The organism is Nocardioides sp. zg-DK7169 (genome assembly GCF_013155365.1).
Lineage (GTDB): Bacteria > Actinomycetota > Actinomycetes > Propionibacteriales > Nocardioidaceae > Nocardioides.
Map to the genome: position 1 here is coordinate 102930 of NZ_JABJRA010000009.1, position 12583 is coordinate 115512.

Here is a 12583-nt window from a genome sequence, read left to right on the forward strand (position 1 = left end):
CGCTCATCGCTGGAGCGCCAGGTCCCGGCCAGCGGCGATCTCGGCGCGCAGCGGGCGCCACCAGGCGACCAGCTCGCGCAGACCCTCCTCGAGCCCGACCTCGCTGTGGAACCCGAGGTCGGCGGCGGCGGCGGTGGTGTCGGCCAGACGACGTATCACTCCGTTGACCGCCCGCTCCGGGCCGTGCTCGACCGGCAGCGTGGAGTCCATGGCCCGCAGCAGCGCGTGTGCCAGCTCCAGCAGGCTGGTCTCCGTGCCGCTCGCGACGTTGTAGACCCCCTCCTCCACCGGCGAGGCGGCGGCCAGGACGTTGGCCCGGGCCACGTCGCGGGTGTGGACGAAGTCCATGGTCTGGGCACCGTCGCCGAAGATCAGCGGCGCATTGCCGTCGGCGATCCGCTCCATCCAGCGCACCAGCACCTCGGTGTACAGGCCGTGGACGTCCATGCGCGGGCCGTACACGTTGAAGTAGCGCAGCGCCACGAAGGAGATGCCCTCCATCGCCCGGAAGCTGCGCAGCGTCCCCTCGTTGAACGACTTCGCGGCACCGTAGAAGGTGTCGTTGGCGTGGTGGTGGTGACGCTCGGGTGTCGGGAAGGCTTCCGCCATGCCGTAGACCGACGCCGACGACGCGGCGACCAGCTTGGCCACCTTCGCTCGGGCCGCCGCCTCGACCACGTTGAAGGTGCCGTCCACGAGGACCTCGAGGGCCAGGCGCGGCTCCTCCGCACACTGGGTGATCCGGATGGCGGCCTGGTGGAAGACCAGGTCCTGGCCCTCGGTCAGGTCGTGGACCAGGTCCCGGTCGCGCACGTCGCCCTCGACGAGGCGCACGCGACCATCGGCCAGCGCACCGTCGAGATTGGCACGGCGACCGCGCACCAGGTTGTCGAGAACGTCGACGTGGTCGACCCCGGCGGCGAGCAGCTGGTCGACCAAGGTCGACCCGATCGTGCCGGCGCCTCCGGTCACCAGGACCCGGGCGCCCGTCAGCGCGCTCATCGCACGATCTCCACGGGCCGGGTGATGTCGGCGACATCGACCAGCGCCCCGCGGGCGCGCAGGCTGGTCGCAGCCGACTCCAGCACCTGCAGCACCCGCAGGCCCGAGGCGCCGTCGGTGGCGGGCGCCCGCTCGCCCCGGATGCTCGCGGCCAGCTCGGCCACCATCGCGCCCAGTGCCTCGCGCTCGGGCAGGGCCGGGGCCCAGGTGTCGCCGAGCCGGTAGGCCACCGAGGCGGTACGCCGGTCCGCGCTGTCCACCGACTGCTGGACCAGGTCGACGCCGCGGTCGTAGATGCTCAGCCGCTGCTGGGGGTTCAGGTCGTCCCACACCAGCGTGCGCTCGCTGCCGCCGATCACCATCTGGCGGATCTTGGTCGGGCTGAGCCAGTTGACGTGGACGTGCGCCATCGCGCCGTTCGCCAGCGGCATGCTGAGGTAGCCCACGCACGAGGTCCCGGCGCCGACGGGATCGGCGCCCTGCGCGGCGACCCCGAGTGGGTGCAGGCCCCCGGGGAGCACATGGTCGAGGATCGAGAGGTCGTGGGGCGCGAGGTCCCAGAACACGTCGACGTCGGACTGCACGAGCCCGAGGTTGATGCGCACCGAGTCGATGTAGAGGATCTCCCCCAGCGCGCCCTCCGCGACCAGCTCGCGGATCTTCTGCACCGCCGGGGTGTAGCAGTAGGTGTGGTCGGCCATCAGCACGAGCCCCTCGCTCCGGGCCAGCTCGACCATCTCGCGGCCGTGCTGGACGCTGTCGGCCAGCGGCTTCTCAACCAGCACGTGCTTGCCGGCACGCAGCGCCCGGGTGGCGATCGCGTGGTGGGTGCCGGCCGGTGTCGCGATGGCCACGGCGTCCACGTCGTCGCGCGCCAGCACGTCGTCCAGGGCGATCGTCACCTGGACCTCGTCGCGGCGACCGACCAGGTCGCGGGCGCGCTCGGCGTCGAGGTCGCACACCGCGCGGACCTCCCAGTCCGGAGCGGTGCTGAAGTTGCGGAACAGGTTCGGCCCCCAGTAGCCGGCCCCGACCAACGCCACCCCGAGGCGCGGCCGGTCCGCCCCCTCGGCGGCTCCCGACCCCACGTGTTCAGCCATCAGCCCATTCCCCCTCGCGACGTCGGCCGGACCGCAGCGGTCCGACTCGGTTGTGTCGACCTCCTTGGTAGGACCGGCGGCCCGGACGCCGAGGCAAGACGTTCGGCCAATACCTCACTTTGGGGAGCCCGTCGCATCACGGGAGGGGACTGCGGAAGACCAGGTCGACGAAGTAGTTCGTCGCGCCCCAGGACAGGTCCGGGAAGCCGCCGGCGGAGCCGTAGCGGAAGCGCCCGTTGCCGCCCGCGGGCACCGACAGCGGCCCGGAGGTCCAGCCGTCCGAGAAGAATCCGGAGGTCGCCGCGTAGTGCCCTCGCGGGGCGAAGTAGGACACGACGTACGTCGTCCCCGCCTCGAGGGGGTACGGCGTGGCCAGCTCGGCCACCTGCCACCCGGTGGCGGTCTCATCGGTGAACACCACCGACGCGAGCGGGTCGCCGGTCGCGGACCACAGGGTGCCGGTGTGGGTGCCGGTGTTCCCCGGGCCCTTGAAGAACCGGATCGCGGTGGCGTGACCGTCGACGCCGGGCGTGAAGGACACACCGAGCTCGACGGGGTCGTTCTCGCCGACGTCCGCGATCGCGGGGGTGGACGTGCCCAGCAGGGTCGTGGTCCGGTACGCCGCCGGCTCGGTGCGGAAGCTCCAGGTCGTCGTGGGCAGCGCGACGTCGTCGGTCGACACCACGCCGGTGGCACGGACCGTGACCAGGGTGTCGGACGGCAACGGGTCGACGGGCGTCGCGACCAGCCGGGTGCCGTCGGCCGTCAGGCTGGTCGTCGCGTCGAGGTCGTGTCCTCCGACGCTGAGGCGCAGCGTGGCTCCCGAGCGCAGCGGCGCGCTGAGGGTGAGGCTCGGGCGCACCGTGGTCGCCACCCCCGTCGCGTCCGGCGCGGGGGTCCGGCCGGTGATGCTCAGCGACGCCGCGTCGGGGACATACTCGACGTCCGCGAAGTACGCGCTCGCGCCGTAGGAGTAGGTCGGGAACCCACCGGCCGCGCCGTACAAGAACCGGCCGTTGGCCGCGGCGGGGGCACGGAGGTCGCCCGAGGTCACCCCGTTCGCGAAGTAGCCCGGGGAGTAGGAGTAGTGACCGTGCGGCGCGAGGTAGGACACCACGTAGGTCCGGCCCGCGACGACGTCGACCGGGCTCGCGAGCACGGCTCGCTGCCAGCCGTCCGGGGTCTCCCCGGTGAACGTGACCCGCCCGAGCACGTCCCCATCGGCGCTCCACAAGGTGCCGACGTGGGCGCCGGTGTTGCCCGGCCCCTTGAGGAACCGCAGTGCCCGGACCTCGCCGTCACGCGCGGGCGAGAACACCGTGCCGACCTCCACCGGCGACGAGGCGTCGTCGGCGGGGACCGCCGGCACCGCGTCACCGAAGATCGTCTGTGGGTCGCGGACGCCGGGCTCACGGGTGCTGAACGACCAGGTCCTGGTCGGGAGCACCGCGCCGTCGGTCGAGACCACCCCGCTCAGGGTGACCCGGACGACGGCACCGGCCGGGTACGGCGACGCGGGCACGAAGGTGAGGCGTCGCCCGGAGCCGTCCAGGGTGGTGGTGCCGGGGACCGGGAAGCCGACGACGGAGACCCCGAGGGTCGCGCCCGGCGCGATCGGGGAGCTCAGCCAGACCCGCACCGGCTGGGTGCGCGGCACGTCGAGCGCGCCCGCGGGCGGGTCCTGCGCCTCGACCGCGATCGCGGCGGCGGCCCGCTCGAAGACGACGTCGACGAGGTAGCTCGAGGCGGAGCGCGACGACGGGAAGCCGGTGCCGTAGGTGTAGCTGCCCGACTGGGCGTCGACGCGCAGCGGCGCGCGGGAGAGGTCGGAGGCGGCGAATGCTCCCGGCGTCACGGAGTAGCGGCCCTGCGGGGCGCGGTAGGACGCGACGTACTCGGTGCCGGGGACGATCGGCACGGGCTCGTCGAGGACGAGCGTCTGCCAGCCCTCCGAGGACTCCGTCCCTAGGGTGCCCTCGGCCAGCACCGTACCGTCCGCCGACCACAGCGTCGCCCGGTGCGGGCCGGGGTTGCTGGCCGCCCGGTACATGCGGATGCCGGTGACGATGCCGGCCACGTCGCTGCGGAAGCGCACCCCGACGCTCACCGGGGAGGTGTCCCCCGAGTCGGGTAGGGCCGGGGCGAGGTCGTCGGCGAACAGCGAGCAGGGGCACACCCCCACCGGGCCCTGCGGCACCGCGGTGGTGAAGGACCACTGCCGGGTCCCGGTGACCTGCTGTCCCGCGGCGTCGGTGGCCTGCACCGTCGCGGTGTGCCGCACGCCCCCGGCGAGCGGCTGCGCCGGGGTGAAGGTGGCGGTCCGGCTCCCCGCGTCGTACGCCGTGGCGCCGGGCACCGCGTCGCCGTTGGCGTCAACGAGCCCCAAGCGCACGCTGGCGGCGCCGACGGGCTTGGAGAAGCGGGCCCGGACCACGGCGGTGCTGGGCACGCTGGAGGCGTCCGGGCGCGGGTGGCGCTCGAGCACCGTCAGCGGCGAGGTGTCGGTGAGGCTGAAGACCGGGTCGACGAAGTACCCGGTGTTGCGGCTGGACTCGGTGGGGAGCACGCCCGGCGCCCCAAAGACGCCGGCCGGGGCCGCGCCGTACCCGCCCAGGACGGTGAAGGGTCCGCGGCGCCAGCTGCGGGCACTGAACGCCTCGCTCTCCATCGCGTAGCGACCGGCCGGTGCCGTGTAGGAGGCGGTGTAGGACTCCCCGGCCAGGACCGGCACCGGGGTGGCGAAGTCGACGCGCTGCCACCCGCCGGCGCTCTCGCCTCCGAAGGCGGCCGAGGCCAGCCGCTCCCCGGCGGCCGACCAGATCGACCCGACGTGGGTGCCGGTGTTGCCGGTGCCCTTGAAGAACCGGACGCCGGTGAGGAACCCGTCGACGTCGACGCGGAAGCGCAGCCCGAGCTCCCGGGCGGCCGGGTCGTCGGCGGCCGCGACCGCAGGCTCGTCCGCTCCATGGACGGTGCACGGGCAGGTCACGGCGACCTGGCGGGTCGCGACCGGGCCGATGTTGGCGCTGTCGTCCATAGCCCGCACCCGGATCGTCTCCGCGGCGACCCCGCGCTGGGTGTAGGTGTGGGTCCAGGTGTCGGTGCCCGTCGCCGGGTGCCACGTGTCCCCGTCGTCGGCGCTCACCTCGACGCCGGCGACCCGGCCACCGCCGGTGTCGCTTGCGGTCCCCGTGACGGTGAGCCGGGCGCCGTTGGCCCGGCTCTCGCCGGCCGTGGGCGAGGTGATGGTGACCGTCGGCCCGGTCCGGTCGGTGGACGCGGTGGTCGCGGTGAGATGGGACGCGAGGGTGCGCGGCTGGGCGCCCATGTCGGCGAGCAGGTTGACCTGCGCCTGCTGCATCCGTGGGTCCGCGGGCTCCGGGGCGAAGGGACTGTCGTGGCGCTCGTCGAGGCCCCAGGTCCACTGGACGCTGCCCGCACTGAACACCAGTGAGCCGCTGGGCGCGCGGTACATCGTGAGGTGGTGGGTGGTCGTGCCCGGGGCGACGGTGTTGCCGAAGTCGGTGAGGTACTCCTGCGTCGGCCCCGTCGTCGTCGAGAGCCGCACCAGCCCGGGCGGGCGGAAGCCGTTGTCGATGTCCTCGTTGGACTCGTACCCGACCGTGTGGGGGGCGAGCGTCGCCTGCCCGCCCGCGGGCAGGGTCGCGAGCGAGGTGTGGCGCCACAGCCGGGAGCGGCCCTCCTGCGCGCCCACCGTGAGCGCGAGGTCGACGTGGTTGACCTGGTAGAGCGTCCCGATGAGCTCGTTCTCCGGTCGCCCCGCGCCCTGCGAGGCCGGCGCGTAGCGCGGGTCGCGCCAGGTCCCCGTCCACTCCGGCGCCGGGTCGATCTTCGCCCGGTCCCAGGTTTCCTTGTAGGAGACCAGGGTGCGGTACGGCGTGTGCGAGGCGTCCGCGGACGCCTCGTAGCGGGTGCGCCAGTAGACCTCGTTGCCACTGAGGAACTGCAGGTGCATGCCGGCGTCGCGAGCGGCCTCGACGTTGGCCCGCTGGGCACCGCTCCAGTACTCGTCGTGCCCGACGGAGAGGAAGACGTCGTGGTTCGCGAGCAGGTGCCCGCGCCGGTCGGTGTCGACCCCGGCGAGGTAGCTCACGTCGTAGCCGTTGCGCTCCAGGAAGCGGACCAGCGGGTACTCGTTGGCGAAGTAGAAGTCGCGTCCCCCCGTGCCGCCGCGGGTCAGCATCGGCCGGTTGTAGCTCAGCTTCAGCGCCCGCCCCCGGGCCCCGCCCCAGTAGAAGTTCGACCCGCCGTAGTCGTTGTAGGCCACCCAGGTGGGGTCGGAGGTCTGGAAGGCGATGTCGGCGTCGCTGGCCTCGTCGCGCACCACGAAGGTGATGTGGCTCGCCGCGCCGGTGGCGGGGATCTCCAGGTGGGCGAGGTAGACCCCGGAGACGGCGTCCTCGGGCACCTGCCAGGAGGCCGAGACCCCCCAGTTGCCGCAGTCGTAGAGCTCGGTGCTGGCCTCGCTGATGCACTCGGGCTGGTGCTGCGGCAACGTGGCGGAGGGAGTGACGGAGTCGATCCGGCGCGCCCCGTCACCGCCGTAGTAGCCGGTGCGGTAGATGGTGATGTCGTAGTCGGCCGCCGCGGTGTCGATCTTGAAGTCGACCTGCTCCCCCACGTCGACGCTGATCTCGGTGGAGAAGCCCTGGATGGTGCTGCTGCCGGCCCCCCACATGTCGTCCCACACCGCCGGCGGCGTGCCAGGGCGGCTGTTCTCGCAGGTGATCTCGTTGCCCGCCGGGCCGCACGGATCCGTGACGGCGCTCGCGGCCGCCGCGGCCGGGCTGACCGCAGACAGGCCGACGGCAGGGGCTGCGGACCCCGGCGCGATGACGGGGGATGCGGTTCCCTGGGCACCGGCCGGGGCGAGGACCGCCGCGCCGGCGGTCACGCCCAGGACCAGAAGCAGGCCCATACCCCGGCTCCGCCGTCCTCGACGGGGGTGGCCGGTCTGCTCGCGTCGCTCGCTGGGTCTCACGTCGTACCTGCCCTGGTCGGCTGCCGTCGGCACTCGTCCTGGGATGGCACGGGCCCCGAGCCGGCCCGTCCCTTGTGCCGCTGCCCGCACTCTGGGCCCCACCTGGTCGAGCGTGGGCGGACTCCTGGCGTACTCCCTCAAAATCGGGCACGCATGCCCCGCGGCGCCGGGTCAACTGCTCCGGTCGAGGCTGAGGAAGCGGGTGTAGGTCGCGACGGCGGCGAGCTGGGAGTTGACCGCCAGCTTGCGCAGGATCGAGCGCACGTGGCTGCGCACCGTGCCGTCGGCGACCCGGCACAGGTCGGCGATCTCGAGCACGGTGCGACCGGCGTGCAGCAGCTGGATGGTCTCCAGCTCGCGCGGGGTGAGCGCCGCGATCCGGCGGTTTAGCTCGGCGCTCTCGCGCTCGGTGATCCGCCAGGCACGCAGCAGCTGCTCGCGGGTGGCCTGCGCCATCAGTCCCTCGCCCGCCAGGACCCGGCGCAGGATCGTCTCGACCTCGTCGAGCGCCGCCGAGGTGGGGATCACCTCGTCGGCGCCGCTGTCGAGCATCGCGCCCCACACCGGCCCCGGCTCCCGTTCGGTGAGGACCACACAGGGCAGGGCCAGCTCGTGCACCAGCTCCCGGACGTCGTGCAGGCGCAGCGGCCGGACCAGCTCGCTGGCGACCAGCAGCAGGTCGGGGGCGAAGCGGCGCACGGCCCGCTCCTGGGCGGCGAAGACCCCGCCGAGGCGCACGTGCAGCACCATCGCGACGAACCCGCGGCCCCTGAGCGCCGCCCGGATCGCCTCGGCCACGAGCGGCAGCTCGGAGGCCACCAGGAGCCGGACCGGGCGGTCCATGGGCTCTCCGCGTGGCCGACGGCCCCGGTTCGTGATCGGGCGCTGGTCGGGTCGTACGGTCGGTCGGCTCGCGAGATCGCTCACCTCACACATCACCTCGGTCGGCGCTGGGTCGATCGGACGGGATCCCGAGCCCGTCCCCGGACACGTCGGCGTGCCGGGCGCGCACAGCATCACCGCGGCCCCCGCCGGGCCCTCCTCGGCGACATGAGCGTTCCCTCATTTGAGGGAACCCGGCGCGGCGCCGGGGCCGTCGGCGGCGGGCCGGGGTGCCCAGTACTGGGTATGCCCGCCGTGCACCCGGGCGCCGGGCTCCCGCCCGGTCGCACGCTCGCGGGACCCGAGCGAGGAGCACGATGACCGACACCACCGCCGCCCAGGGCTCCGACCGCACCGTCGCGGAGCCGCCCCCCGCCGAGACGCCGGGCCCCGGGCCCACGATCGCCGGGTCCGCCGACGTGGACCCGCGCGCGCGGGTCGGCGCGGGTTCCCGGATCTGGCACCTCGCCCAGGTCCGCGAGCACGCCGAGGTGGGGCCGGAGTGCTCCATCGGACGCGGCGCCTACCTCGGCCCCGGGGTCGTGATGGGGGCGCGCTGCAAGGTGCAGAACGCCGCGCTGGTCTACGAGCCGGCGCGCCTCGAGGACGGGGTGTTCATCGGTCCGGCCGCGGTCTTCACCAACGACCTCCTCCCGCGGGCCGTGACCCCGGACGGGCGCCTGAAGACCGCGGCGGACTGGGACGTCGTCGGTGTCGTGGCGCGCACCGGGGCCAGCGTCGGCGCCCGCGCCGTGTGCATCGCGCCGGTGACCCTCGGTCGGTGGTCGATGGTCGCCGCCGGCGCCGTGGTCACCCGCGACGTCCCCGACTTCGCGCTCGTCGCCGGTGTCCCCGCCCGCCGCATCGCGTGGGTGGGGCGCGCCGGCGCGCCGCTGGAGGAGACGAGACCCGGCGCCTGGCGCTGCCCGCGCACCGGCGAGGAGTACGTCGAGACCGACGACGGGCTGCGCGAGACCTCCTGCTGAGCGCACGCGGTCACGCCCGGGTCGCGCGGAAGATAGCCCGCCAGCGCCCCGGCGGGGTCGCGAAACGGCACTAGCGTCCGAGACCGGACCGCCGCTCGGGGCGGTCCGTGCTCTGTCCCGACCCTGCCCAGCCCTGGTCAGGAGCTCCGCCCCCGCCCACCCTCCGACACCACGGCAGGACCGCGTCACTCCCCTCGCCTCCCTGACACCCCTCGGCAGCACACCGCCAGGGGCCCGGCAGCCCGCCGGCAGGGAGGACGGACCCCGGCACCGTGCCGCCGGCTCGGGACGCGTCTGTCAGAGGAGCACGACTGCATGGACCACCACACCCCCGCCCCCGGCCCCGGCCCGGCCCCTGTCGCCGGCCCTCCCGACCCGTACCAACCCCGCGGTCGCCGACGCTCCCGCTCCCTGCGGGGCGTCGGCGCGCTCGCTGCGCCGCTGGCCGTCGTCGTCGCGGGCGGCCCGCTGCTCAGCCCCGTGGCAGCGGCCCCGTCGCCTGAGTCGGCCCCCACGGCGGCAGCGCAGACCACGGGCGGCTCGCTCGAGCGCCGCCTGCACGACACGCGGATCGAGGAGTCCAGCGGCCTCGCCCGCAGCACCTACCCGCGCTCCCTGCTGTGGACCCACAACGACAGCGGCGACGGGGCCCGGCTCTTCGCCGTCGGGCCGCGCGGACGCACGCGGGCCGTCCTGCGCCTCACCAACGCCACGGCCCTGGACTGGGAGGACGTGGCGGCCGGCCCACGCCACACCCTGTGGGCCGGCGACATCGGCGACAACGACCGCCTGCGCGAGCACGTCAGCGTCTACCGCGTGCGCGAGCCGCGCGAGGTCGCCTCGGGCGCCGCCCGGGCCACCCGGTTCCGCCTCGCCTACCCCGACGGCCCGCACGACGCCGAGACCCTGCTGGTGCGACCGACCAGCGGCCGGGTCCTGCTGGTGACCAAGTCCGAGGACGGCGGGGCCGTCTACCGCGCCCCGCGCCGGCTGCGCGCCGACCGCGTCAACCTGCTCACCCGCGTCGCCGACGCCCCGGCCGGGGTGACGTCCGGCGCCTTCTCCTCCGACGGCCGCTTCCTGGTGCTCGGCACCGAGGGCGACGCCTACGGCTACCGCACCGTCGGCGGGAGCGGCACCCCCATCACCCTCCCCGAACGGCCCCAGGGCGAGTCCCTCGAGATCCGGCGCGGGCGGCGCTCCCTGGTCGTCGGGAGCGAGGGTGCCCACAGCCCCGTGTACCGCGTCCCGGTGCCCGCCTCCCTGAGCGGGGCCGACCGGGCGACCAGCCGGAGCGCCCCCGAGGTCGAGGGCTGGAGGCTCGACCTCGAGGAGGAGTTCAACACCCTCGACCCGGCCCGGTGGAACGTCCGCGACCGCACCTACAACAGCAACGAGCAGAGCTACCTGCTCGCCGCCAACACCCGCGTCCGCGACGGGGCCCTGGAGATCGCCGGCCGACTGGAGAGCGCGGGCGGGCGCCGCTACACCTCCGGCTACGTCGACAGCAACCGCAAGTACTCCCTGCCCGACCACTTCCGCGCCGAGGTCCGGGCCCGGGTGCCGATGGAGCGGGGCCTGTGGGCCGCGCCGCTCTGGTTTCGCCCCAGCAACGGCTCCAGCGGTGAGATCGACCTGATCGAGACCTTCGGCCGCGAGCGCGACCGTCCCCTGGTCCACCAGACGATCCACACCGGGTACGGCGCGGGCCACCGCCAGTCCGCGCTGACCTTCCCGTACTCGCGTCTCGGCGACCCGACGGGCACCGGGTGGCACACCTACCTGGTGGAGAAGACCCCGAACCGGATCGTGATGAAGGTCGACGGGGTCATCACCGCCAGCTGGCGCAGCGGCGACCCGGGGTGGTTCGACCGCTACTACGAGGCCGGCAAGCGCTGGAACCTGCGCATCAACATGCAGGTCGGCGGCAGCTGGGGCGGTCTGCCCGACGCCAGCACGGACTGGTCCCGGAGCACCATGGCCGTGGACTACATCCGGACCTGGGTCCCCGACTGAGCCGGCACCGGTGACCCGCCCCGGCGCCCGCTGCGGTGCCGACGGGGCGGGTCACCGGCGTCCCGGCAGCAGCGCCGCCAGCTCCGCGGTGTGCAGCCGGCGACGGTCGGCGACGGCGTACCCGCCCACGGCGAGCGCGCTCACCACGACCGAGACGGCCAGGGCGACGACGCCCTCCCCGAGCCACGCGCGCGCCAGCCACGCGACCGTGCCGGCGCAGGCCAGCACGGCGAGCAGGCAGCGACCCAGGCTCCGCACCGCGGGCCGGACCCCGGTGAAGCGCCGCACCTGCACCACCGCGAGCAGCGTGTCCAGCCAGGCGCAGGCGGCCCAGCCGATCGCCGCGCCGGTGATGCCGTACGGCGCGATCAGCGCGAGGTTGGCCGCGACGTTCACCGCGAGCACGACGCCCTTGTTCGCCGCGGCCCAGCCGCTGTGCCCCGACATCAGCAGCAGCGACTGCACGTTGCCGCCCACCAGCATCCCGACCCCGCCGACGCAGAGCGCGACGACCGCGCCCTGCCCGCTGTCGAAGCCGTCGCCCAGCAGCCCGAGCACGGTGCCGGCGTGCACCGCGAGCAGGACGTAGACGGGGGTCCCGGCCAGCACGATCCAGCCGCCGGTCACGTCGTAGAGGTGCTGCACGTCGCGGCGCCGGCCCTGCGCGAGCAGCGCGCTGAACCGCGGTGCGACCACGATCCGCATCGCCTGGAGCAGGGCCGAGCCGGCGCTCACGAAGCGGGTCGCGGCGCCGTACACCCCCGCGGCGGCGGGACCGGCGATCAGGCCGACCAGGATCACGTCGAGCCAGACCAGCGACTCCTCCAGCCCGGCCGAGAGCGTGCGCGGCAGCGCGAACCCGAGGGCCCGGCGTCGCAGGGCCCGGTCGGCCACGCGGACCACCGGGAGCGCGTGCGCGCGCTCGAAGCGGGTGACCTGGCGGTGCAGCACCCACAGGGCGACCAGCGCGCCGGGAAGCAGCGGGGCCGTCCACGCCACCCCCGCGGTGACGACGGCGCCCCCTGCGGCGGTGCCGGCGAGCACCGCGAGCGGGCGGGCCAGCGGCACGGCCACATTGCCCACGAGCGTGTAGGGCACCACCCCGCCGAAGGCGCGGGTCGCGGCCAGCGCGGCCAGCATCACCGCGGCCAGCGGGACACCGCCCAGCACGGCGCCGAGCGCGCCGGAGTCGACGACGTCGATGCCCTGCCCGGCCAGCGCCGGGCGCAGCAGCAGCCACCCGCCCCACAGCGCCAGGCCGGTGCCGCCGGCAAGGCCGACCAGCAGCAGGCACGCGGCCCGGACCTGGCCCGGCTGCTCGTGGCGCAGCCGGGGCACCAGCCAGACCGCGGTGGTGTCGGTGCCGAGCCGGGCGAGGCTCAGGCAGATCATGAACACGCCCATCGCCTGCAGGACGAGGCCGGAGCCGGCGGGCCCGAACTGGCGGGCGAGGACCAGCACCAGGACGAAGCCCATCGCGGTCCCGAACAGCGACCCGGCCAGGCTCAGCGCGCCCCCGCGGGCGGTCGAGCGCAGCTCCCCCGCCCGCTCCGCCGAGGCCTCACCGGCCCGGAGCGGCGTCGTACTCATCGCCC

At 74.7% G+C, this 12583-nt stretch carries 7 protein-coding genes; 2 read left to right on the forward strand and 5 right to left on the reverse strand.

What is annotated here, in order from left to right:
• Positions 1–3: 3 nt before the first annotated feature.
• The 4 genes from HOQ23_RS14335 to HOQ23_RS14350 all read right to left on the reverse strand — a co-directional run bounded on the left by HOQ23_RS14335 (position 4) and on the right by HOQ23_RS14350 (position 7947).
• Entirely contained in the window at positions 4–1002 is a 999-nt protein-coding gene (locus HOQ23_RS14335; RefSeq protein ID WP_172215291.1) for an NAD-dependent epimerase/dehydratase family protein, read from the reverse strand.
• Entirely contained in the window at positions 999–2102 is a 1104-nt protein-coding gene (locus HOQ23_RS14340; RefSeq protein WP_172215292.1) for a Gfo/Idh/MocA family protein, read from the reverse strand. Before HOQ23_RS14340 ends, HOQ23_RS14335 begins: the two co-directional genes overlap by 4 nt.
• 136 nt (positions 2103–2238) lie before the next feature.
• Positions 2239–7041, reverse strand: a complete 4803-nt coding sequence (locus HOQ23_RS14345; protein WP_172215293.1) for a DUF4082 domain-containing protein — start codon at positions 7039–7041, stop codon at positions 2239–2241.
• Between the two features lie 234 nt (positions 7042–7275).
• The gene (locus HOQ23_RS14350) at positions 7276–7947 is read right to left on the reverse strand and encodes a LuxR C-terminal-related transcriptional regulator (RefSeq protein WP_172215294.1); all 672 of its coding nucleotides are present in this window, start codon (positions 7945–7947) and stop codon (positions 7276–7278) included.
• 356 nt (positions 7948–8303) lie between these two features.
• On the opposite strand from HOQ23_RS14350, the gene HOQ23_RS14355 reads away from it, so the two are divergent.
• Both HOQ23_RS14355 and HOQ23_RS14360 read left to right on the forward strand, forming a co-directional pair.
• Positions 8304–8972 carry an acyltransferase gene (locus HOQ23_RS14355; protein ID WP_172215295.1) on the forward strand — a complete coding sequence of 223 codons (669 nt, stop codon included), beginning with the start codon at positions 8304–8306 and terminating at the stop codon, positions 8970–8972.
• 315 nt (positions 8973–9287) lie between these two features.
• Positions 9288–10988 carry a family 16 glycosylhydrolase gene (locus HOQ23_RS14360; RefSeq protein WP_172215296.1) on the forward strand — a complete coding sequence of 567 codons (1701 nt, stop codon included), beginning with the start codon at positions 9288–9290 and terminating at the stop codon, positions 10986–10988.
• A gap of 51 nt (positions 10989–11039) precedes the next feature.
• Here the strand turns inward: HOQ23_RS14360 and HOQ23_RS14365 are convergent, their stop codons facing one another.
• A complete protein-coding gene (locus HOQ23_RS14365; RefSeq protein ID WP_172215297.1) occupies positions 11040–12578 on the reverse strand; it encodes a polysaccharide biosynthesis C-terminal domain-containing protein in 1539 nt (512 codons plus the stop codon).
• Between the last annotated feature and the right edge of the window lie 5 nt (positions 12579–12583).